General features: G+C 43.2%; 16 protein-coding genes. 9 read left to right on the top strand and 7 right to left on the bottom strand.

Annotated features, from left to right (window positions below; genetic code table 11):
- Positions 1-9: 9 nt before the first annotated feature.
- The 6 genes from L1077_RS01995 (at position 10) to L1077_RS01970 (ending at position 6,573) form a co-directional block, all read left to right on the top strand.
- A complete protein-coding gene (locus L1077_RS01995; protein ID WP_237135381.1) occupies positions 10-1,071 on the top strand; it encodes a bifunctional nicotinamide-nucleotide adenylyltransferase/Nudix hydroxylase in 1,062 nt (353 codons plus the stop codon).
- A 56-nt stretch (positions 1,072-1,127) separates the two neighbouring features.
- Positions 1,128-2,501, top strand: a complete 1,374-nt coding sequence (locus L1077_RS01990; protein ID WP_237135380.1) for a nicotinate phosphoribosyltransferase — start codon at positions 1,128-1,130, stop codon at positions 2,499-2,501.
- A 138-nt stretch (positions 2,502-2,639) separates the two neighbouring features.
- Entirely contained in the window at positions 2,640-4,001 is a 1,362-nt protein-coding gene (locus tag L1077_RS01985) for a DNA-3-methyladenine glycosylase 2 family protein (protein ID WP_237135379.1), read from the top strand.
- On the top strand, positions 3,998-4,528 hold the full coding sequence (locus tag L1077_RS01980; RefSeq protein ID WP_237135378.1) for a methylated-DNA--[protein]-cysteine S-methyltransferase: 531 nt from the start codon (positions 3,998-4,000) through the stop codon (positions 4,526-4,528). The genes L1077_RS01985 and L1077_RS01980 overlap by 4 nt, the downstream gene beginning before the upstream one ends.
- A 244-nt stretch (positions 4,529-4,772) precedes the next feature.
- Positions 4,773-5,810 (top strand): GGDEF domain-containing protein, encoded by a 1,038-nt coding sequence (locus L1077_RS27545; RefSeq protein WP_237135377.1) that lies wholly within the window; start codon positions 4,773-4,775, stop codon positions 5,808-5,810.
- Between the two features lie 97 nt (positions 5,811-5,907).
- Complete coding sequence (locus tag L1077_RS01970; RefSeq protein ID WP_237135376.1) at positions 5,908-6,573, top strand: hypothetical protein; 666 nt, start codon at positions 5,908-5,910, stop codon at positions 6,571-6,573.
- A gap of 37 nt (positions 6,574-6,610) precedes the next feature.
- Here L1077_RS01970 and L1077_RS01965 read toward each other — a convergent pair whose 3' ends face one another.
- The 5 genes from L1077_RS01965 to imuA all read right to left on the bottom strand — a co-directional run bounded on the left by L1077_RS01965 (position 6,611) and on the right by imuA (position 16,641).
- Positions 6,611-10,342: a two-component regulator propeller domain-containing protein gene (locus L1077_RS01965; protein ID WP_237135375.1), complete on the bottom strand. Its 3,732-nt coding sequence runs from the start codon at positions 10,340-10,342 to the stop codon at positions 6,611-6,613.
- 254 nt (positions 10,343-10,596) lie between these two features.
- Entirely contained in the window at positions 10,597-10,896 is a 300-nt protein-coding gene (locus tag L1077_RS01960; protein ID WP_237135374.1) for a hypothetical protein, read from the bottom strand.
- Positions 10,897-11,465: 569 nt separating this feature from the next.
- Complete coding sequence (locus tag L1077_RS01955) at positions 11,466-14,534, bottom strand: error-prone DNA polymerase (RefSeq protein WP_237135373.1); 3,069 nt, start codon at positions 14,532-14,534, stop codon at positions 11,466-11,468.
- Positions 14,534-15,946 (bottom strand): Y-family DNA polymerase, encoded by a 1,413-nt coding sequence (locus L1077_RS01950; RefSeq protein ID WP_237135372.1) that lies wholly within the window; start codon positions 15,944-15,946, stop codon positions 14,534-14,536. Before L1077_RS01950 ends, L1077_RS01955 begins: the two co-directional genes overlap by 1 nt.
- A 5-nt stretch (positions 15,947-15,951) precedes the next feature.
- Complete coding sequence (gene imuA / locus L1077_RS01945; protein WP_237135371.1) at positions 15,952-16,641, bottom strand: translesion DNA synthesis-associated protein ImuA; 690 nt, start codon at positions 16,639-16,641, stop codon at positions 15,952-15,954.
- Positions 16,642-16,774: 133 nt separating this feature from the next.
- Between imuA and L1077_RS01940 the strand changes: the two genes are divergently transcribed.
- From L1077_RS01940 to L1077_RS01930, 3 genes are all read left to right on the top strand, one after another.
- On the top strand, positions 16,775-17,470 hold the full coding sequence (locus L1077_RS01940; protein ID WP_237135370.1) for an SOS response-associated peptidase family protein: 696 nt from the start codon (positions 16,775-16,777) through the stop codon (positions 17,468-17,470).
- 149 nt (positions 17,471-17,619) lie between these two features.
- Positions 17,620-19,149 (top strand): hypothetical protein, encoded by a 1,530-nt coding sequence (locus tag L1077_RS01935; RefSeq protein WP_237135369.1) that lies wholly within the window; start codon positions 17,620-17,622, stop codon positions 19,147-19,149.
- Positions 19,150-19,757: 608 nt separating this feature from the next.
- Positions 19,758-21,473, top strand: coding sequence for an alkaline phosphatase D family protein (locus tag L1077_RS01930; RefSeq protein WP_237135368.1), 1,716 nt, complete (start codon positions 19,758-19,760; stop codon positions 21,471-21,473).
- 56 nt (positions 21,474-21,529) lie between these two features.
- On the opposite strand, the gene L1077_RS01925 is transcribed toward L1077_RS01930, so the two are convergent.
- Together L1077_RS01925 and hrpB are read right to left on the bottom strand one after the other, a co-directional pair.
- Complete coding sequence (locus L1077_RS01925) at positions 21,530-22,738, bottom strand: MFS transporter (RefSeq protein ID WP_237135367.1); 1,209 nt, start codon at positions 22,736-22,738, stop codon at positions 21,530-21,532.
- A 125-nt stretch (positions 22,739-22,863) separates the two neighbouring features.
- Positions 22,864-25,299 (bottom strand): ATP-dependent helicase HrpB, encoded by a 2,436-nt coding sequence (gene hrpB, locus L1077_RS01920; protein ID WP_237135366.1) that lies wholly within the window; start codon positions 25,297-25,299, stop codon positions 22,864-22,866.
- Between the last annotated feature and the right edge of the window lie 41 nt (positions 25,300-25,340).

Genomic DNA, 25,340 nt, shown 5'->3' with positions numbered 1-25,340 from the left:
TTTGCTGCAATGACATTACAATACGATCAAAAGTACGATTTTCTCGTATTTATTGGCCGCTTTCAGCCTTTTCATCAAGGTCACTTAGCTGTGATCCAAGAAGGGTTAAGACGTGCTAAACATATCATCATATTATGTGGCTCTGCCCACCAGCCTAGAACAGTTAGAAACCCATGGACAAGCTCTGAAAGAGAGTTAATGATCCGCGGTTCACTCACCACTGAACAAAACAATCGAGTCCACATTGCGCCTCTAATGGATACAGTCTATAACGACGACGCTTGGGTTCGTAATGTGCAAACAACCGTCAAAGGCATCATTACCGCACAGCATAAAATGCCGCACAAAACGCCTCAAGTAGGTTTAATTGGCCATAGTAAAGACCAGTCATCTTACTACTTAAATTTGTTCCCTCAATGGGGCGCTATTCCTGTAGAAAACTATCAGTCTATCTCTGCCACACCAATTCGAAAGCAGCTCTTTTCATCTCAAGGTGAAGATTTTTTAACTTCACAAGATGCCCAAGTGTTACCTCACTTTGTCCGTGATACGCTAGATAAGTTTATGCGAACCGATGACTACTCTGCGATTCAAAGTGAGCATGATTTCATTGAAAAATATCGTCAAGCATGGCAAAACGCCCCTTATCCGCCGACATTTGTCACCGTCGATGCGGTGGTCGTACAAAGTGGCCATGTGTTGTTAATTGAGCGAAAAGCACGTCCAGGAAAAGGGCTTTGGGCGCTGCCTGGTGGCTTTGTCGATGGCAGTGAAAAGCTTGTTGACGCTTGCTTGAGAGAGCTCAGAGAAGAAACCAAGTTAAAGGTGCCTGCCCCGGTGTTAATGGGGTCAATGAAGCAACAACAAGTATTTGATGACCCAAATAGATCGGCACGAGGACGCACTATCACTCATGCATTTTATTTTGATTTGGCGCCGAATAAATTACTGCCCAAAGTCAAAGGCGGGGATGACGCCAAGCATGCCATGTGGGTACCGCTCGCAGAGTTAGAGCCAAGTAAATTATTTGAAGATCATTACTTTATCATTCAAGAATTAACCGGTATGTAAATGCCAATGCCGATTGGGATAGACCCAGTTAGCAAATAGATAGGAGGAACTCCATCATGACCAATATCATACTTAACGCAGATAGCTACAAAGCCTCACACTTTAAGCAGTATCCAGAAGGCACTAGCCAAGTATCAAGCTATATTGAGCCTCGCGGTGGGCAATATAACAAAACGCTGTTTTTTGGTTTACAGATGTTCATAAAACAGTACCTAACTACCCCGCTCACACATCAAGATGTGGATGACGCTAAAACCATTCTAGAAGCCCATGGCGTGCCTTTTCATGAGGCAGGTTGGCGACACATTGTCGACAAACACCAAGGTTTGCTGCCCATCAAAATCCAAGCATTACCAGAAGGGAGCGTTGTGCCGATCAGTAATGCATTGGTTCAAGTTATCAATACCGATCCCAAATGCGCATGGCTAACCAGCTATGTTGAAACCGCCCTGCTGCGCGCAATTTGGTATCCAACTACAGTTGCTACTGTGTCTTATCACTGTAAACAAATTATTCAGCAATATTTGGCCGAAACGGCTGACTCGCTAGATGGGCTTGAATTTAAGCTACATGACTTTGGTGCGCGCGGCGCAACCACTGAAGAGGCAGCTGCTGTCGGTGGCGCTGCGCACTTACTCAATTTTATGGGTACCGATACGCTCAGTGCCATCGTTGCTGCAAGACGATTTTATGGCGCAGCTATGCCAGGGTTTTCAATTCCTGCGGCAGAGCACAGTACCATTACAGCATGGGGGAAAAACGGCGAAAAAGCCGCGTATGAGAATATGCTCAAACAATTTTCAGGCCCAGGAAAGCTCGTCGCAGTAGTCAGTGATTCATACGACCTTTGGCATGCCATCGATAACATCTGGGGTGATGAGCTGAAAGAGCAAGTAGAGCAAACAGGTGGCACTTTAGTGATCCGCCCAGACAGTGGCGAACCTGTGGAAGTCGTTACCAAAACCATCGAAAAGTTGATGGCAAAGTTTGGCTATCGCATCAATAGCAAAGGCTATCGCGTCTTACCTGATTGCGTTCGTGTGATCCAAGGGGATGGCATCGCAGAAAACAGCATTCGTGAAATTTTGCACACCATGAAAACCAAGCAACAAAGCGCTGAGAATATCGCGTTTGGCATGGGCGGTGCGCTGCTGCAAAAACTCGATAGAGACACGATGCAATTTGCCATGAAAGCAAGTGCCGTCAAAGTGAAAGGCCTGTGGCATGATGTATTTAAAGATCCCATCACAGATCACGGAAAACGCAGTAAAAAAGGTCGCCTCGCAGTGGTTCACGATAAGGTTAAAGGAGTGAAAACCATTCGCGAGAGTGATTTGGGCAACCGCGAGAACTTACTTAAAACTGTATTCAAAAATGGGACGTTATTAATTGAACACAGCTTTGATGAAATCAGAGCGAACATTCGCTAATACAGGGTCTAGTCACATAATGGCGTATGTCATTGTGTGACTTTTTTCTATTCAACATCAACAGTGAGTTCCGAAACTGGCCAGTAGTACAGAGTAATTCGCATATACTTATCCCATTAACGCGGAAGGACTGATTTGATGTTAGATGTAGAAATCTGTAAAAAAGCGCGCCATTCACGAGACCCACGCTTTGACGGTAAGTTTTTTATTGCAGTAAAAACCACGGGGATCTATTGCCGTACAACTTGCCCTGTGCATCCTCCAAAAGAAGAAAATGTGACTTATTTTAGTACTGCGATGTCTGCTGCACAGGCCGGGTTTAGACCATGTTTGCGGTGCAGGCCAGACAGTGCACCTGGCTCTGCACCATGGAAAGGGGTTGGCACAACATTAGACAGAGCACTTCACTTAATTGATCAAGGTGCGTTGCAACAGGGCTCCTTGCCGCAACTTGCCAGCCGGCTTGGCGTCAGTGACCGATATATCCGTAAGCTATTTAATCAGCACCTAGGGGTGTCGCCAAAAGCTTACGCGCTGTATCAGCAGTGCTTGTTCGCCAAGAAATTACTGCATCAAACTCAGCTCCCAATCACAGAAATTGCCTTGGCAAGTGGCTTCGATAGTATACGTCGCTTCAATGATTGCTTTAAAAGCCAGTTACAGTTGACCCCCACGCAAATGCGCAAACAGCAAGGCCACAGCAATTCAAACATTACATTGACGCTTTATTATCGCCCTCCCTTCAACTGGCAAAAAATGCAGCAATTTTTGTCCAAGCGCCAAATCGACGGACTTGAATGGGTAACGGCCGATAGCTATGGCCGCACCTTTTTTTGGCAAGGTTGTAAAGGGCAATTCACCGCCAAGCACTGTGATCAAAAGCATTGTTTTGAAGTAGACATTGAAATAGATGAAATCAAATACCTTAAACCTGTGGTAAACAATATCCGTCGTATTTTAGATTTGGACGCCGACTTGGGCCAAATTGAAGGAGATTTGAAAAATGCGCTGCCCAATGAGTTTACATTGGTCACTGGGCTACGATTACCCGGGATCTGGAGCTTATTTGAAGCAGGCGTACGGGCCATACTTGGACAACAAGTCTCTGTGCAAGCAGCGAAAAACTTGGTCACTCAGCTGGTACACGAGCTGGGAGAAAAACACGAAGAACAGGCTTTTTTCCCAACCCCAAAAGCAATGGCGACCAGTGATTTAGCTTTTTTAAAAATGCCCACCGCACGTAGGCAAACGCTGATCCGCTTTGCTGAGCATTTTTCACAAAACGATGTGACCGACAATGCAGATGACTGGTTACCGATTAAGGGTATTGGCCCTTGGACAGTCGCTTATGCCAAAATGCGTGGACAAAGCGACCCGGATATTTTTCTGGCTTCCGACCTTGGTGTAATCAAAGCCCTAAAATCACAACAAGCATTTGATGATAAAAAAATTTCACCTTGGCGCAGCTACCTCACTTTTCAACTATGGAGTCAATTATGAGCTTGTACACAGACTATTTTCAAAGCCCACTGGGGCTGATTGAAATAAAGGCATCTGATATCGGCGTGCGCCAACTGATATTTTGCGGGGAGCAAACGTCTGATGTGCATCCCAGCGCATTATTGCAAGAGTGTAAACAGCAATTATCTGCATATTTTGACCAGAAACTGACGCAATTTGATCTCGACCTTGACTGGCAAGGCACGCCTTTTCAAAAACAAGTCTGGCAAGCTTTAACGACCATCCCATTTGGCCAGAGTTTATCTTACTTAGAATTAGCACAGCAGCTTAATAACCCCAAAGCTGTACGCGCAGTTGGCGGTGCCAATGGACGAAACCCGATTACCTTGATCGTGCCTTGCCATAGAGTAATAGGCGCCAATGGTAAAATGACAGGTTATGCAGGAGGCGTTCTACGTAAGCAATGGCTGTTAGCCCATGAAGGCTTAATCGATCAAAAGCCAGATGATCAAGCTATTGCAGAGCTGGCCACTCAACGCCAAGCCAAAACTGAGTTTTTACAATAGGTATTCTGACAGCAAGTCATCGACTCTTCGAACTTATATACTGAACAATCCGCTGTAAATTGGCAGCAACCAAAGCACATAAACAGCACAAATCATTTCAGCACGAGTTTGCTCCTGATAATCCCACTGTATTAACGACACAAATAATTACCAAATAATTAACACAAAAACCCTTTAAAGTAAGAATAAACTATATATATTTATAAGGGTGACAGTGCATAATTTATGGTAGAGAGTATGTCGCGTGCCAGCAAAAAATAACAGTCAGTATTCGCTGCGTTTAAACACCTATTTTGATGGTAAAGGCAGAGTGTTTCCGCTTTTATCTTTAATCATTTTAGCGGTGTTTACCCCCTTAGCAATCAAAAACCTGATTGTCGGTGAGCATGCCCTCGGTGCGCTCATATTGATTTTTGTATGCGCTTTCATTGCTGATGCAAACGCATTAATTAAAGGCCACGCCTTGCCCATTCATGAGCATATAATTGCTACTTTGGCCATATCATGTGTCGCGTTATCGCTTTTTACCTTGGGGGCTGGCACCATCTTTTGGGTATTTCCTGTGAGTATTATCATCAGCTTCGCATTTCCATTGGCCACATCCATTCTCTTTAATTGTGCATTACTACTCACCGCAACCACCTATGTGTTTTTAAATTATGACATGGCAGATGCGCTGAGGTTTTTCTTTGCCTATTTACTCACGGCTTGCTCAGTCCACTTATTACTTAAACATATTGATGCCCTGCACACGCTATTAAAAGAGGAGTCAAGCAAAGACGCCCTCACAGGGGCGCTGAACAGAAGACAGCTCAACCTTTTTTTGAAAGATGCGTTAGCAAATAAGGTGCACTACCACTATGACTCGACATTAATCATGATTGATGTGGACCATTTTAAGCAAATAAACGACGTATATGGTCACGCAAAAGGTGACGAAGTACTTATCAACTTGGTGTCTGATATTCGCGAACAGATCAGGGAAACGGATTTACTGTTTCGCGTCGGTGGAGAGGAGTTCGTCGTATTACTCCCAAATACAGATCTCAAGACTGCGCAAAAAGTTGCACAAAAACTCAGGGCAAATATCAAATCTCTTGCTCTACTGGATAATCAAACGATCACCGTCAGTTTGGGCTTATGTGCAAGTGCTGATGACCTGACACAAACAAAATGGATGAACTGCGCCGACAAAGCTTTGTATGCTGCCAAGCAGCGTGGCCGAGACAGAGTTTGTCAGTACAACTTACATCACAACCGTATCGAAGACGTGGCAGCCTAACCTGATATTTACTCCCCAGATAGTCAAAATGGCTGATGTAGCGCTTCACCGAACACTTGCTATACTCAGCCCAAGACCGAAGCACAAAGGAAATACCATGAAAAAAAATTTTCTGTTCACGCTCATCTTTGCTTTTAGCTTTATTGCGCTCGCAAAAGAAGAAAAAAAAGAACTCCCGCCTTTAAACCCTGCTTATCAAGGTGAGCATGGTATGGTACTGATGAATCGCGGTTCCAAAATCTACGCCACCAACTTTGCGTCTTACAAATTACCCAGTGATATTCAAATTGTGTATCAGATTGATAACCCAGACGTCGCCTTTTTAAACCTTGTCAGAGATTCAGATCTCATCACCATTAAGCCAAAGCCTTTCAACTTGCAACGTCTAGAGCGAGGTGAAGAAGTCAATATTGTCGCCGATGTGTATGAAGGCCACTACAAACGCGACGGCTTTAAAGTCTACAGTGATCGCACCATTGTTTTTAGCAAAAAACTGTATGCACGCAAATTAAAAGATTTACCCGCAGCATCTCAATGGCAAGAGTATGACAGTATTGAGATCAATAAATCTGAACGGATCTACATTCATAAATTAACCCAGCCACCGAGTTTTAATCACTTGATTTTTGTTGATTTAACCAATGCATGTATGCAGAAATTCAAAACGTCAAAGCGCGTGCCTAAAAGCTCAGAGCTAATGTATAAATTCGTAAATTGCGGAACGTTAAAGCACCTGTATTTTGATGAAGAAGACTACCGTTAAATTACAGCTTTAATGGATACAAGCGGGGTCAGTTTGTTTAACCTACTGTTGAATTGCTCATAGGCAGTTTAATACCAAACTGACACCCTTGATGATGCGCACTTTGACAAGTTATCTCGCCATGTAGCTTTTGCGTCACAATATTGTAGACGATATGCATACCCAACCCCGTTCCACCCGCACTGCGCCTTGTGGTATAAAATGGGTCAAACACCTTTGCCAACGTTTCTTTACTCATGCCCACCCCATTGTCAACAAAGCGCCACTCAATATGTGAGGCTTTATGTTGCAAGCTAATTTCTATTTTGCCTGCATGCTTGCCCTCTTCAAAGCCATGGCGCACGGAGTTTTCAATCAGATTTGTCAGCACTTGCGCAATTGCACCAGGGTAAGTCGACAACACAATCCCATCATCAAAGTTAGTTTCCACAACTATCTCAGTATGCTTCCATTTTGGCCTTAAGCTCATCAAGATATCTTCAAGATATTGGCCAAGATTGACCTCCCCACGCTCCTCTATCGATTGATCGACAGCAACTTGCTTAAAGTTTTTAACCAACTGCGCGGCTCGAGATAAATTCGACTCAAGTAAGTACAAACTTTCGCTCATCACCTCAAGAAATGAGTGCAGTTTTCTTTTTGTCAGCTTGCTGCTATCAAATAACCCTTGGCATTCGCCCAGCTCTTTCATTGCATGTGAGCTCGCTGTAATACTAATACCTAATGGCGTATTGATCTCGTGAGCAACGCCAGATACCAAACGTCCCAAACTCGCCATCTTTTCCTGCTGGACCAATTGCTCTTGTGTTTGCTGAAGGTTGTCATGGGCTTCCTTGAGCTGGGTAAAAGTAGTCTCTAGTTTTTCCACTGACTCCGCATTAGCCAATGCAATTGCAGTGTAATTGGCAATGGTACGTAGCATTTGCACATCATTATCATTAAATGCGGCCGGTTTAAAGCTCTGTACAGTAATACAACCTAAAACATGTTTATCAATAATAAGGGGCAAATAAATTAACGACTCTGTATTAGCCCCGCTCACAGGTGCTGCCACATATTCCACATACTGTTTCAACTCCTCAATTCGATTAACCACCAATTCTTTTTGATTATTGATACACCAAACAGCGGGTCGGCGTAGGTCAGTGAGCGAGTACTCAAAAGGCGTTAATTTTTCTCCTTGCTCTATTGCCAATTGGCATAAAATTCTTTGACTTGGCAAATCCAAAATCCCCACCACAAAGACATCTGCATTCATTAGCTTGTTAACATGTTTATATACCCGATCTAATACTGAACCTAAGTGCAAAGTCGAGGTGATTTCCTGACCAATAGTACCAAGCATTGAAATATTTTCGGTACGAGATTGCACCAATGAATCTAGCACTGTTTGCCGCATCGTTAACTCGCGGATACGCCAGCGATAAAAACCATAAAAAAGAGCTAAAAACAGTGCAAATAGAAAAAACTTAGACCACACAGTTTCAAACCACTTAGGTAACTGCTCTATGCTCAAGATAACTTGATGGTCACTCCAAATACCCTTACGGTTCGTGCCCTTTATATGTAATTTATAATCTCCAGGAGGAAGACGAGTATAGCTAATTCGCCTTTTTGAGGCACCTGTATGGATCCAGCCCTCATCAAAGCCTTCAAGTTTATATGCATATTTAAGTTCAGAAGATGTAAAGTCCAATGCTGCAAATTCAACGGAAAAACTTTTCGTAGTAGCTGGTAAAACTAAGTGTTCTGGAATGGGGATAGTCTGATTATTAATTTCTAGCTCACTAATCACCAATTTTGGATGATATTCCCAGCTTTCCCAAAGGTCTGGTCGCAATAATAATACTCCCTTTGTACCACCATATAACATAGTGCCATCACGCAGTTTTAAATATGCACCTGTCCACATAGTACCAACATCCCAATCATCTGCATTTGACAGATCCTCCCAAGTCCGTTTATCAGGGTCTAACCATCCATATCCATTCCATAACCGCCCCTGCTTATCTTCCAATAAATTACCCGCGGTGCTACTTGGCCTGCCAACTAGTTGATTTAAGGATTCAAACTTGGCGGTACGTCCATCAAAGTCAACTAGACGGTCCAATCCATGGGATGTTGCAACAACCAGATTTTGTTCCTTATCAAAGAGCAAGCTATTTATATAGTTATCAGATAAATTTTGTGCTGTCCCCGCTGCTTCACTAATTTCAATAACTCGTTTTTCATTCAAATAAATGACAAATAACCCGTTATGAGTGCCCACCCATAACTGAAACTTGCCATCATAAGCAAAGTTAATGATAGATTTACCCTCTATCAAGTCATGTCCTATATACTCAGATAATGATTCAATTTGATTAGTTTCAATATTCATCACAGCCAGCCCCTCGCCAGTGCCAAGCCATAATAAACCTGAGGGTGCCTCTATAAGAGATACAACTTGAACACTCGGCAACCCATGTTGTTTCGAAAATCGCTGAAATTCAGACGTCTCTTGTATAAATTTATGTAATCCTTTATTTGTTGTTCCAATCCATATACTGCCATCTTGAGTTTGATACATAGCCCTGATATATCCGTCGGCTAAAGCAACGGGATTGTTTGGTTCGGGGCGAATGCTTCTGATCACACCGTTATTCGGGTCTATCACATCAATGCCTGTTTGTGCTGTACCAACCCAAACCAAGCCATTATCTAGTTCAACGAAGCCCCTGACATCATTATGGCTTAGCGTGTTCGTTTTATCTAAATGATGCGTCACTTTTCTAAATGCCCTATTGTGTGGGTTATAGCGGCTCAACCCTCCCCCCCAAGTGCCAACCCAGATAACCCCTGAGTCGTCTACTAACATAGCCCCTAATGAATCAAGCCGAATACTGTGTTCGTTCAGAGGTTCATGGCGTATATGTCTCTGTACTTGCATAGTACTTGCGTTAACAACAATTACTCCATTTGCCGATGTGCCTAACCAAATTTCATTTTGATTCGGCTGTATAATGCCATTAATCCATTTAGTGCTTCGCGCCTCAGAAGATTTAGCTTCATATCCTAACCAATCTACTTTTGAAAGAGCTTGGCTGATACGTGCAGCACCATGATCTGTCGTTCCGACCCAAACATTACCATCTGAAGCTTGAAAAAGACGAAACACATTATGTCCGTTAAACTCTTTATAAGTGACCCCTTGTAACTGCGAACTCCAATTGGAGCTATCTAAAGGCAGTGAAATTCTGCATAACCCCGATGTAGTCCCTACCCACAGAAAACGCTTTTCATCGAGCAATAAAGAACGTATTCGAGAAGTTTTAAAAGGAGCTTCACACCCTCTCACTTTTTCTACCCGAGTCACAGTCCCTGAAAGCCCATGGATATAATTAAGCCCCTGATTGCTTCCAACAAAAATATCTCCTTCCCCATTACCAACCAACGCGCGAATGTTATTGTTAGAAAGGCTTTCTTGGTTAGAGGGGATATGTTTGAAATGATTGAACAAAAGAGTTTTAGGGTCAAAAACAGTAACCCCATCAGAGAAAGTACCAATCCAAATCTTATCATCATGCCCTACCCAAAGCGTGCGGATAAAATCACCAGATAAAGAGTTTGGATCATTCTGCTTATATTCAAAAAGCTTAAACCTGTAGCCATCGTAGCGTATTAAACCTGTCTGCGTACCAATCCATATAAAGCCACGCTGGTCTTGTACCATCGCTGTGATAACCCCCTTAGGGATCTTGTCACTGTCCCCGACCTGATGAAAAATCAATTCCCCTAAATCAAAAAAAGAACTATTAAGCTTTTTTGAGTTAAAGCCATCATTTGCAGAGACAACACAAGAAAAAAGTACACAGAATGTGAAGATAAAAAAATTTAAAAGTCGAAAGGTCACACTGGCGTTCACTGCAATATCCGCTTGAAAAGTTCAACGAAGGTAAAGCTCACACAGCTATTGAGTATAGATAAGGGATAGAAAGTTGAAAAGAAATCAGCAGACAGAGATGTTATATGAGTGATTGCAGGTTAATCTAAGTCGCTGCCATCTTTGTCTATCACAAGAAAACCCAATAAGCGATATAACAAACGTGAGATCCAAATAAAGCATTCAACAGGAAACAGAACTATCGCTTCGAGGATATCTAACGCAGTACTACCTTTTTCACGGCTTTCACGCTTTGGCCAGATAAAATATGCGCTCACAAAGCTAATAGGGATTAATAAGCAGAAAATAAGATTAAAGCCTGCCGAAAAAAGAATATAAAGTGCCACAATCGCAACAACAAAAAGCATCGTTGCCACCACTTCACGAATGAAATCAGTCATAGTTATATTCCTTATATAAAAAATTAGCGCTTGAAGCTGACAAGGCGCAATAAAACGAATCCCTTCGTTTTAATCAATATTCGAATCCTGTCGTTTTACGCCATACACGAATCCTGCCGTTTTACGTCACAAACAAATCCTGTCGCTTTACGTCATACACGAGTCCTGCCGCTTTGCGTCATACACGAATCCTGCCGCTTTGCGTCATACACGAATCCTGCCGCTTTACGCCATACACGAGTCCTGCCGCTTTACGCCATACACGAGTCCTGCCGCTTTACGCCATACACGAATCCTGCCGCTTTACGCCATACACGAATCCTGCCGCTTTACGCCATACACGAGTCCTGTCGCTTTACGTCACAAACAAATCCTGTCGCTTTACGTCACAAACGAATCCTGTCGCTTTACGTCACAAACGAGTCCTGTCGTTTTGCGCTAAATGCGACTCCTACTGCGTAATACTAATAAGAGCTCTCTCATTACATTAAATAAACGACCTTATTTGATTTAAAAAACGCAATAAAAAACAAAAAATAACACGCTACTGAAATTAATTTTGAAAAAGTTTAATGAAAGTTCCTAGACTTGCTTTCAAAGCCTTGCAATAACTGGCTTTGGTCAATCAGCCTACCTGCAATAACATGGATAACCTCCCCTTCCTTTTCTACAATTCCTTTAACTTCTAGTAACTTTGCCCCCAAATAAGCCTGCTTTTGAGCCCGCGCAGTGCCAGCCCACACCACAACATTAATATTTCCCGTATCATCTTCAAGAGTAAAAAAAGTCACGCCCGCTGCGGTTCCAGGTGACTGTTTCCCTGTGACAACGCCTATTACAGTGACCAAGCTTTTATGCTGTTTTTTACAAAGCGCATTCATGCGCGTAAATGCACTCAGCTTGCCTTGTTCATCCAGTAAAGTGATCGGGTGTTTATTCAAGCTAACCCCAGTAGATGTCTGATCTTCCAATAAATCCTCAAATTCACTTGGCGTTTGAATCTGCGAGGTTTGCAACAAAGGCAAGTCACTAAAAAGCGGCAGTGTCGTTTCTTGGTTCATCAACTGCCATCGAGCTTGATATCTATTATCGCTAAACTGTTTTAACGCATTGGCCGATGCAAGACGCTCAAGTGTGCCTTTATCTACCCCTAACTCACACAAGCTCTGGATACTGGAAAAACCCTGTTTAGGACGTTCATCCACTATCAAGGTTGCCATTGTTTGATTCAGCCCTTTCACTATTCTAAGCCCTAATTGAATCGCCCATCGCCCTTCAAACTGGCAAACCGTATGGTCATAACTTGATTGATTCACGCAAACAGGAAGAATAGTGACATGATGACGCTTTGCATCCTGAAGCAGCTGCGACGCACTATAAAACCCCATCGGCAAACTGTTGAGTAAAGAGGTATAAAACATGGCCGGATAATAATATTTAAGCCAAGAGGACGCATACGCTAACACAGCAAAAGAGGCCGAATGACTTTCAGGGAAACCATACTCCCCAAACCCGCAGATCTGCTCAAAAATACGCTCCGCAAACTGATGTTCATAGCCTCGTTCAGTCATACCTGTTAGTAGCTTATCTTTAAACTGCATCAGCTCACCGGTTTTTTTCCAAGATGCCATTGCCCGCCTTAACTGATCGGCTTCCCCCCCTGTAAACCCAGCTGCCACCATAGCGAGCTTGATCACTTGCTCTTGAAAAATAGGCACTCCTAAAGTCCGTTCCAACACTGCCTTAACTGCCTTAGATGGGTAAGAGATTTTCTCTTCACCACGACGACGCTTTAAATAAGGGTGCACCATATCACCTTGAATTGGCCCTGGTCGCACAATGGCGATTTGCACGACCAAATCATAATAACAACGGGGCTTTAACCTTGGGAGCATGCTCATCTGCGCACGAGACTCAATTTGAAATACCCCCACAGTGTCTGCTTTTTGTATCATCTCATAGACTTTGGGGTCATCTTGTAACCGAGTCAGTTTCGCAATACTCAAACATTGCTTGGTGTGTTTTTTAACTAGCTCAAATGTTTTTCTAATCGCGCTGAGCATACCCAATGCCAATACGTCCACTTTTAGCAGAGCAAGGCTTTCTAAATCATCTTTATCCCATTGGATCACAGTGCGCTCAGGCATAGACGCATTTTCAATCGGAACTAGATCATGCAAAGGACCTGCAGAAATCACAAAGCCTCCAACATGCTGGGATAGATGTCTTGGAAAACCCATTATTTCATTGACCAGCTCAATAAACTGCGCACCTTTTAACGAGTCAGGCTCAAGCCCCAATTCAACAATTTGCGCCTGCCAATTCAGCCCTCGGTCACGGCGATTAACATTTTTAATAAAGTATGTCAGTTGCGATTCGCTTATACCCAGCGCTTTGCCCACATCGCGCACAGCGCTTTTAAAGCGATAAGTGATCACTGTCGCGGCCAATGCAGCTCGTTTTCGGCCATATTTTTGATAAATATATTGAATCACTTCTTCGCGCCTTTGATGTTCAAAATCAACATCAATGTCCGGTGGCTCATTTCGCTCTCGACTAATAAAACGCTCAAAAAGAACTGCCACTTGGCGAGGGTCAACCGCAGTGATCTCCAAGCAATAACACACGACTGAATTCGCCGCAGATCCTCGCCCTTGATATAAAATACCCTGTGCTTTAGCAAACATCACAACGTCATAGATCGTTAAAAAAAAGTACGGATAATCGAGCTCTTCTATTAAATCCAATTCTTTTTCTATGGTCAGGGCAATGTCTTTGGGTACAACTTTTGCAAACCGGCGCTTGATACCCTGTTCAACCAGCTCACGTAGATAGCCCATCGCCGATTGGCCTTTTGGTACCAACTCGCTCGGATACTGATACCGTAATTCATCCAGATTGAACTCACATAGCTGGGCTATTTTGTTTGTTTCAGCCAGCCATTGCGGCTTAAATAACTTTGCGATTTTGTCTTTTGCACGCATCGCGCGCTCACAATTAACCAATAACTCTGCTTTGCTTTTTTCAACACTTTGATTTGCCTTGATAGCTCTTAAAACATCTTGTAGTGGCTTTCTTTTTGCAACATGCATAAGCACAGCACCCACCGCACACACAGGTAAATCAAACTGCTCAGAGAGCATTTCGCAGTGCTGGGTATATTGCTTTTCTAGATTGCTTAACTCTCTTTGAACGCTAATCCAAGTCCGTTTTTGGTGATGGCGCGTGAGTAATTTTCCCCATTCCTCATCTGCTTTATTACCTGTCGGCAACCACAAAATGAAGCAGTGTTTTAATGACAGTAGATCCCACTTTTCAAGTTGATATTCTCCTTTGCTCGCTCGGCGCCTGGCATTGCTAATCACTCGGCACAACTCACTGTAAGCGACTTTATTTGGACAAAGCAATACGACCTTGAGCGACTCAAAACGCAGCACACTGCCCACAATCAACTTTAAATTAAGCTCAGTGTTTTTAATTAAGGTATGTGCTCGAACAACACCCGCTAATGAACATTCATCGGTGATCGCCAACGCTGAATACCCTAGAAAATGCGCTTGCTTGACCAGCTCTTCAGGGTGAGATGCCCCCTCCAAAAAAGAAAAGTTGCTCTGGCAAAAAAGCTCTGAGTATTGCATCAGCTGAATACCCCATGTATAAACCAGCGATTTTGCCTATCTCTGAACACCCACAGCTGCCTATATTGCATATCTTGTGCAACAAAATAATCTCGTTCAATGTCATGACCATCCCACCAGCCAGTTGAGATCCGCTCCGGTCCTTGAAGTAAAATAACCTTGTCATTGAGCGGTTGAATTTCATTAAGCAGCAAGTTTGGTCTAAGCAGCGGTGCGGTATGCTCAGATAACTGTGCTGGTGCTGCATGCAAAGCGGGTTCACTTCGAACTGAGGCATACTCAGGGCGAGCATCAGGTGTAGTTTGAATACCAAATACAGACTCTTCACCTAGTTTTGCTTGTAGCATAGAAAGCAAACCTGCACGTGTCATAGTGCCGATGCGCTCAGAAAATAAATCATCACTGTGCGCCTGTGGCTCACAGAATGTGTCTACTTTTAATGCCACTGCTTGTAACGGCGCTGATAACTGCGTGCGCGCCAATACCAGCTGACATAAACCTTGCCATTTTTGTGCTCGATACTCTCCATGTGCACAGCCGATGGTTAAACAAAGCGGCTCGATATCTCTTTGCATTAATACTAATTCGATCGATGATGTCAGCTTATCGCGCAACCTTAAAAATACTTCTAGCTGTTTTAGTAATTTAAATAGAGGCTTTATCAGATGGTCGAGGTTTTCTAATTCATACAACAAGGTGATCTCTCGTTCAAATACCTCAGGGGGCTGATAAAACTCGACAGGGTGATGCAACTTGCCTTGCAGTCGACCAACATACTGCACCAGCTCATTATCAAAACGCCTCCCTAGTTCAACCAAAGGGATTGCAAAGAGGGCTTGCACTGTGTGTATACCAACTCGATTAAGTTGCTGCTTTTGACGTTCACTCAATAAAAGCGACGAAATAGGTAATTTTCCAAGCTCTATTGCCAGTTGTATCCGGTCGTCACAAAGCCGATTAAAACCCGATTGTGCGAGCAACTGAGCCGCCAGTGGTGAATAACCGAAGCTGTAGTGATACTGCACATTTTGCGTTTCAAGGCGGGCTTTAATAAGTTGCCAATAATGTGCTAAATCAGTATGTAAAGACAGCATGTTAGACACTTTGAGCAGTAAACCACAGGACTTCGAAATATGAATTTCGGCGGTATCTAAATACAACCACTGAGCCAGCTCTAGCAATCGTTTCTGCTCATAACTGGCTTTAAATTCATACACATTTAATGACGTGCTCATTGACGAAGCAACACCTAGCCCCATCCCTTGCCTCACACCAAGTTCGTGAGCTGACACATCTAATTGCACAACCGTATTGTTACTACCGGACACAATAATGGTCGGTGAGAAATGATCATCTTGAGCTAACAAACCATCTAACTGTAACTGAGGAAAGTGTAAATAAAGCCAAAGCACCGCAATTACCTGCTAACACTCTGCTTAAACGGCAATACCTGCCCATGCAAAGGTTCAGAATGGCTAACAAGTTGCGGCCAAAGTAATGACCATGCAAGCGTCATATTTGGCTTTGCCCATCCCCCTTTTAACTTATTTACTTTGATATTTAACCCTGCAGAGCTCGGCACCAGCTGCATAGATAAACTGACAGGCAGTGCGCCACCTTGCACCATGCTATGACGTAACAGGCAACACATGCTTTGCCCAGTTTGCGCACTCAATAACAAGCGTTTTGCTTGATGGATATGTACTTCTTGGTGCCATAACAGCACACTGCTACACACGCCGCTTTTTAAACATTGCTCAGCCGCCCAAAGCGCTTCAATAGGCTCGGAGGTTGTTACTCCCCATATTAATTCTGTGGGTATATTTTGATGTATCAATGCATGTGCATTCACATTAGCGGGTGGGTTTATCATCACACACAAACGTGTGCGCGAACGAATAAAAGGCAGGAGTAATTGCAGCTCACCAATACCTGTTTCGCTTTGCATATCCACCACCCCAGGGAAAGGAAAGCCGCCATCAAGGTGATTATCTAATGCCTCATAGCCTGTGCTGTGCTTTTCACTCACGCATTGAGACAAAGGCGCGTTATCGGTGCCTTGCCAAACAAGATTCTGATGCTGTAAAAAATCAATTAAATTGGCCATATCACACACTTCACTGTATACACATACAGTATTATAGATCATAACTAAAAGTGCAAGTATGATCATTTTTTATCAATCACCGCTAAACTCAAGTGAATATCACTGATGTGTGAAGTGGAGATGAGGAGTGACTATGTGTGGCCGACTCAATATCACTGACGACCCATTTGTGATCCAAATTCTATTGGATTTAGGCATTGAAAACCCAGCAGAGAAAATACGGTTTTCACGCTTCAAACGGGCGACAGATAAGATAAGTATCTTATATCAAGAAAATAATCAGCGTCTGCTCAGCGATGCCATTTGGTGGTTGTTACTATCAGAAACGGAGACAGGATTTAAACCTTCAAAATACACATCATTTAACAGCCGGTACGATAAGCTCAATGTGAAAGGCAGCGCAGCTTACCATCCATATCGGTACCATCGCTGTATTGTGGTAGCAAAAGGATTTGGTGAAACCCAATATAAAAATGGCAAACCAATCCTCTATCATGACTTTAAAGCGCACAATGCGGCATTGTGCTTTGCAGGGCTTTATAAAAAGTGGCTACACCCAATAACAGGCGAATACACTTTTTCTTGTTCAATTATCACTCTTCCACCTCACCCCAAGCTCACACCTTTTCACGATAAAGCGAGTCCATTGATATTGCCGCAACAGCCTGAACTTCTTAATAAATGGTTAGATGAGCGCTATCATGAAGTCAGTGCATTTTCCCACCTACTTACACCATCTATGCCACAAAGACTGATTGCTCAGCAAATTGATAAACCAAGTTTGTATAACCCTGTCAACGAGGAAATTATTATCGAACCGGATAGATAAAGCCTATTAACTGCATAAAAAACAGGCCCACTCATCAAAAAAAGCAATACTAAATCAGTACTTTTATTTTAAATTTAGAATAAATACTAAATATTTTATTTAACCTACCGACAAGTGCTTTGAAATTACAACTAAATAAGGAAAGGAAAATGAAAATTAAGCCTTTAGTGCTTGCTTTGGTCAGTATATGTAGCTATCAATCTTATGCTCAATCAGTCGCCCACCTTAACTTTGAACAGTCTCTGGAGAATATAAAAGTAAACTATGGCGATGTGACGTCTATCGCTAGGACAAATACCAACCCTATCTCTGGCGAATACAGCCTACAGGTGAACGCACAAAGTCATTTTGAAATTGAGCGATCATTCGAGCTTAATCAAACATTTATACAATCGACGCCATTCAAAGTCAGCTTTGACGTGCAGTTACCAGCGCTTGCACATGCACAATTTGCTCAAGACATTTTATTCTATACCTCATTTACCATTGAGTTTAGTGATGGCAGCGAAATGCAAGTCTATGGCTCTGACGCACATGTTATCCCGCCACAAGCGCAAAGCATTCACTCTTTTGATGCTAAAACCACATTGCCAAAAGACAAAAAAATCAAACAAGTATCCGTGCAATGGAGCATGCATCTACTCGAAGAAATGCCCGTCATCTTTGATAATATTTCAGCCATATTGGGTGAGAACCAAGGTGAAGCCAGTACGGCGATCACCCACTTCCCAATTCAGGGTGACTTTGAGTCTGCTACACAGGCGCAGTTGAATCACCATTTTAGTGGTGCTCCCTCACTCATTCACCACCCAACGACATCAGGTCAAAATGCGGTGCAAATTAATGCAGATGACAATGGCCGCTTTAAATTGAGATTTGAAAAAAATAACCTGTTTATTGTCCATTCAACACCTGAATATCTAGCCACATATATCACTGTACATAACCCAGGCAATGAATCACTTGCCGTCAATTTTTCTGGTCGAGCAGACTACACCAAAGCGTTTTCAGGGGCAGCTAATACCATCGCAAACTACAACACACTCGAACTGGCTGCAAACGAAACAAAACGCGTGCCTTTGGTGCTCGACTTTAGCGATGACTATGACACTTCAGCCATTTCATCTGTACATTTTGAAATTGAATCAAACGATCTCATTGTGATCGATGACATAGATATGTACAGTGCATCGACAAAAGTGGATGGGGCCATGTATCAGGTATTGAATGATTATGAATCTGGACAAATTGATTTCACAACACGCTATCCGGATGACGTCACAATCGCCATTAACCAAGACTCACCACTTTATGGCGACAAAAGCCTTGCACTCTCTCTATCACCATGGCGACAAGCAAGTTACTCACATTTTACCCCTTGGGGCCAAGCAGTGTTTGCAAGTCAGACCCACACGCAATTAGACCTCAATGCCACCCAAGCAGAGTATGGGAAACCAATCCAAGTGTGTACGGATGTTTATTACCATGGCGGGGAACGTACGTCTTTTTGTGAAGAGCGTATATTGGGTAATGGCAACTTCCAAATAAACGAGCTATATCAGCTTGACCAGAGTAAAGCACTATATCGTTTACTCGTTAGAGTCAGATCATTTAGTAGCTCACCAGTTGAGGTAAATATTGATAATTTCTCATTAAAGTACTGGCGTCATTTCCGATAAGTTTAGCTACTGAACAGACAAAAAAAGTAAATACTTTGGTATTTCAAAACAAAAAGCGGCACCGTAAGGCGCCGCTTTTTTTTAGCAAATTTCATTTCTTAACACGATAAATTCAAATTAACTTTGACTTATCGTACCGCAACCACTTACACAATTGTGCAAAAATGCCTCTTGCCAATTTGAACTGAGTCCTCAATGAGCAAGTCAACTTTCTTGTTATTCAATTAAGCGAGTTTGTGATTTTTAGTTTTAACTTTATTTGCAAAATCCTTTTACTTTGCAACTTTGTAAAAGTACGCGGAAAATACAATTACCAGCTAAAAATACCCAAAATTGACGACAAACACAAGCAAACAAAGACCAAATAAAAAAATAAAAATTGTTTATAAATAAAATAATAAAACTTAAATTTTCATAACCTTACAAACATATTTTCACCTTTTACAAGTCTAAAAAAAGACCTTAGACATAATTTTGCCATGTTTCTGACAACGCAGTTTCACTTTTGGGAAATACACTGCTTTTTGTCAAGCAGGAAGCACCCCACCGACATATCTCTAAGGGCCAAATCAACAGGGAGGACGAACAATAATTTTTTAGGAATTACAATGAAGCAATCTAAATTAGCATGCGCAAGCATACTTTTAGGGAGTATGAGTTTACATACCGCCGCCGCCCCTGAAGTACCTTATGAGCAATGCCAATCCAACTTTAGCTACCAACTTGCTCGCTATCAAGGCACTACAGACAAGAACAATAGTAATAGCCAGTGGTGCTATTTAAAACAAGCTATCGATGGGCAAACTTGGGGAAATGTTCGCACTGAAACCATCCCAGAATTCAAAACAGTATCTGGAAAGTCATGCCTAACACCTTCCATATTTCAAGGTGAGCGCTTTTATGGCTGTGCGACCATTAACAACGATGAACCATGGTGTTATACCGATGAGCAAGGAAGTTGGGAAGCATGCGCCCCCGTTGAAAATGAACCGCTGTTATCGCATACCCATCCTCAAGCAAGTAAACGTTTAGATAGAGTTGCACTGGGCTCGTGCTTTAAAACCAAAGGCGATATGCCTCAAGCACTGGCCAAATTAATTTCACATCAGCCAGATTTATTTCTTTGGTTAGGTGACAACATTTATGCCGATACCACAGATATGGATACCATGCGGCAAAAATATAATGATAAAAAACGTAACATCGATTATCAAAAATTTTTGGCTGCTCAAATTCCTGTCATGGCAACATGGGACGATCATGATTACGGCGCGAATAACGACGGTAAACATTACCCACAGCGTGTCGCCAGCCAAAAAGAATATCTTCACCACTTTGATGCACCGGCAAATGATCCAAGGTTAAATGGTCAAGCTGGCGTTTACGAAGCAAAAATGCTTGGACCTGCAAATGAGCGCACCCATGTGATCACTTTAGATGCCCGTTATTTCCGCTCACCGACATTTACTAACTATGGTACGTGCGAAGGAGATAAAACCACCATATTAGGTGAGCAGCAATGGCAATGGCTTGAGCAACAGCTCAATACGCCATCTGAGATAAAGCTCATCGCCAGTGGTATTCAGTTTTTACCACCGCTTTATCAAGGCCGCAGTCGAGACAAATATTGTGCATATGGTGATGGACAACAATTCGAACAAGCCATTGCTGAGCTGAATGAAACAGGTCTATCGGGCACCAGCTACGAATCATGGGCAGAGGTGCCATCAGAGCGCGCCAAACTGCTGCGTTTAGTACAAAAATCAATAAATTCAGGCAAGACCAAAGCGGTTGTTTTCCTCTCCGGCGATCAGCATTGGGGTGAGTTGTTACAAAAAACAATTCCAAAAAGCGCAGAACACGGCGATGCCGTCACCGTCTATGAAGTGACAGCCTCAGGGTTTGGTCAAAATTGGCCATATCACATTGAAAACCCATTAAGACTCCCTGTTTACGCGGATACCAAAGGCAGTGGCCAATATGACCAAGCGTGTCAATTCCCATTCACTTATGGCGGAACCACCTACCGAGGCTGTACCACAAAAGATCATGACCAGCCTTGGTGTTACACCCAAGTGGATGACAATGGTAAAGGTATTGCTGGAGAATGGGGAAACTGTGCGCCTTCAGGTGCCACTATTCCTTCAGGCCAAGTGGGCATTGTCAGTGATAACGTCAGTAACTTAACCACCAGCGACAGGCATCTCATTAATAAGTCGGGTAGCAACTATGGTATGGTTGATATCGACTGGCAAAACAAACAAATTAAGCTGTCGATTCAGACGACTGAAGAAGAAGCGGTGTCGACCATCATCAACTTCTAATACATAAAAAAGCTCCCATCACGGGAGCTTTAACCGTTGGCACTTTAAGCTACCCCCTAGTCACTTGCACTTTCTGCTAACTTGTAAAGGTAGAGTGCTTTTACACTGGCAATTGCCATCGCAATGAACAACACAGCCCCACTGCTCCAATCGAGCAGTACACCACCAACAAGTGGCGCAAATGCAAAGCCCAATGAGCACAAACCAGCAGCACCAAAATAACTCGCTTTTAAATGGGAAGGTGCCATACGGTCAATATGAATATTGATATTGGAAAACATAATGGCTTCACTGAAACTCAATACTGCGATAGCGCCAATCCATCCCCAAAATCCATAAACGGGATTTATCGCCATCATCACTTGTGATAGAACCAGAATACCACCACCACAATATAGGCGAGACTGAATACTCCAATTGCGCATCACATGTAATAAAGGGAATTGGAAAATAACAATGACCAGTGAATTGGTTATAATCAAACTTGAAACCAGTACTGCAAGCTCAGGAACCTCAGCGCGAGTCAGATACTGAACTAAGCTTGAATCGCCCTGCCCATATACCAAATACACTAGGAATGTCGCCAATAAAACCCATAAAAAACGGGTGTCTTGACGCAAAATAGCAAGCCAAGACTTAAAGCTTGGCACCTGAGCTTGCTGCGCATTGTCCTCGTTTTTCACCGCACTTGATTGCTTTAAAATTAATGCCAGTAACAGTCCTAAGTACGCAAATGCAGTGTAAATAAAGCTAAACTGCTCACCATTGAGTCCAGCCCATAGACCAAACAGTGGACCAATTGCCGCGCCCACATTCACTAAAAAATACAGTAAATGCAAGGCAAGCTCTCTATCTTGACCATTGCTGAGTTCATCACTTAACAGTGCTTTACTAGGCGCATCCCACAACGTTCTGGGCATACATGCAAAAAAGACGGCGAGGCAAAATGTCCATAGCTGCTCTGCTAATGCTAAGGCTGTAAAAGCGAGTACACCAACGACAGCTGCCGTATATAACAACGCAAATCGACCAAATCTATCCGCTAGGTTACCCGTATAAAAACCAAGTAATACCGCAAACACCGCAGAACCTGTGAGCAGTACACCGACCTCTGTGGCACTTAAACCATATTTGCTGTAAAGAATTACCGCGAGAAAAGGCCAAACCATATAGTAACTGGCTCTCACAAAAAAATTGCCAAGTAACATGACCCATACGAGCGGCGTGAATCGACCTATTTGCGAAGAGAATTGAGTGAGTTCCATCTGAATATCCTGTTGTTTATTATTTATCTTTTACGGCCAGACTAAAACCTCAAGTTAAGTTTAGGTAAAGGTGTTTTTTCGTTTTTTTAATTCCCCCGCAGATTAACAAACGGGGGAATGCGCTTTTACATGCGGCTTTTGACTTTATTCGTGGCGGTCGCTATCGCTGGGTCATCAGGCCAAAAATGCTTGGGGTACCTGCCCTTCATTTCCTTCTGCACGTCTTTGTAGCTTGATTGCCAAAAATGTGCGAGATCTTGCGTCAATTGCAACGGCCTTTGTGCAGGTGATAACAGTTCCATCAAGACGCTCACTTTCCCTTCGCAAAGTGTTGGGCTTTGCAACATCCCGTAGACTTCTTGCATTTTAACTGCCAAGCGCGCAGGCCCCTCTAGTTGATACTCAACTCGGATCTGAGAACCACTAGGCACCTTAATTCTCTCTGGTAACAACGTATTTAATTGTTGCTGCTTTTGCCAATCTAGGCGAGTGAGCAAGGCATTTTTCAAATCGAGTTTTTTAAGCTGATTATACTGTTTAACCTCACTCAAAAATGGCGCTAACCACTCTGATAAATCTGCAACTAAGTCTGACTCAGTGCTGGTTGGAAATGTATCTGGACAATGCTGTGCAGCCAATTGCATGCGTATCAGCAACTGCTCAATGTCGCCATAAGCAGAGAAGATGCTTAAGCCCTTTTCTTTAATAATTGACACCCAAGCTTGTGTTCTTGCAGCTTCATTTAACGGTGATGAGCTCGGCTTGGCACTGAGCACCCACTGCCCTAAGTACACTCTGTCTTGATGTAAAAACTGGGTCTGCTTTTGGTCAAACTCACAAACCGTTTTTTGCTTAAATAAGTGAGGTAAAACCACTTCAAGCAAAGTCGGCTGAAACTCAGTTGCACTAAAAATGGTTTGACCTTGTTGACCGCCCAGCTCTGCAATGGCCAAATAGTCACAGTCTTGCCAAAACTCATTGTGAGCGTTTACACCCGCACCATTTGCTAAAACAAACCCGTTTCCGCGTCGCTTTGCCAATCTATCAGGGTAAGCGAGCGCCACAACAATGGCCAAATGCTCAAGCGCAAGCTCATTGGTCTTATGCGATATATCGGCACGCTTACACCAATATTTCAACTGCTTAGTAAATGTTTGAGGCGCATTGTGGTGCAATTGATTGAGTGCAAGGCTGAGCTCCGGCGCACACTTCATACGGCTATCTTGTAGCGCCATAAAATAACAGGCCAATAAAGTGATGCCGGGTAGTTGTGTTTCAAGCGCTTGTACTTTAAGCAACATATGCGCAAACCTTGGCTCACTGCCCATTTGCTGCATGCGCTTACCAAGGGTCATTAGCTTTCCTTGACTATCAATGGCCTCTAAATTTATCAGCAATTGTTCAGCTTGCTTGCGCTGGGCATCCGTTGGCATATCCAATAATGGTAAATCAGATATCTGTGTCCCCCATACTTTAGACTCTAGAATCAGCCCACTGATATCTGAGCTCAAAATATCCGGTTTATCATGTGCATCGCGCCGCTCAAACAGTGCTTGGCTTCCTAAACGATACACAACGCCGGGCTCTATTCGTCCTGCACGACCCGCTCGCTGCACTGCGGATGCTCGCGAAATGGAGACGGTTTTGAGCTCAGTAACGCCCGTTTTTAAATTGAATACGGCTGCACGGCGCTTTCCTGAGTCGACGACAACTCGGATCCCTTCAATCGTTAGTGATGTCTCAGCCACATTTGTTGTCAGTACGATTTTACGCTCACCATCAGGTGCTGGCGCAATGGCCGCTTGCTGTGCGCTTTTATCTTGCTCACCGAATAGGGTCGCTATATGCACTTTAGGCTCGCTATCAAGCCCCCCTTGCAATGCATTAGCCACGTAACGTATCTCTTTTTGACCGGGTAAAAAAACCAAGATACTGCCATCTTCTTCTTTCAAAGCTTGGCGTATCACCGGGGCGATTTGCATCAACCATTGGTTTTCGTCTTTAACTGGAATATATTTTTGCTCGATTGGGAAACTGCGCCCCTCAGAGCAGATCAGCGGGCATTGTAAAAATGTTTGATAACGTTCACTATCAAGCGTTGCTGACATGACTAAAATCTTCAAATCATCTCTGAGCGCTGCTTGCGTTTCTAGCGCAAATGCCAAAGCCGTGTCTGCAGCCAGTGAACGCTCGTGAAACTCATCAAAAATCAGCAGATCAATACCCGTTAGCTCAGGATCTTGCTGTATCATCCGCGTCAGCATTCCCTCAGTGACAATTTCCAACCGAGTTTGTTCAGATATTTTGACTTCTTGGCGGATCCTCAATCCCACTTGCTGACCTAACGACTCATTCAGCTGACCTGCTAAAAATTGGGCTATATTACGGGCAGCTAAACGCCGAGGTTCCAACATCACAATGCGTTGATATTGACCTGACTTCATTAGATTAAGAGGTAACCAAGTGGATTTACCAGCACCAGGTGGAGCTTGTAATAACACAGTTTCATGGGTATTGAGGTGGTCGACTAACTCGGAAAAAACAGCTTCAATTGGGAGCACAGCGGACTCAAGTTTTAACAGTGTATAGATGCAACTAGTTT

Source organism: Pseudoalteromonas luteoviolacea (assembly GCF_021654285.1).
GTDB lineage: Bacteria > Pseudomonadota > Gammaproteobacteria > Enterobacterales > Alteromonadaceae > Pseudoalteromonas > Pseudoalteromonas luteoviolacea_J.
The sequence above is the reverse complement of the archived record's forward strand: the minus strand, read 5'-3'. Positions and strand labels throughout refer to the sequence as shown.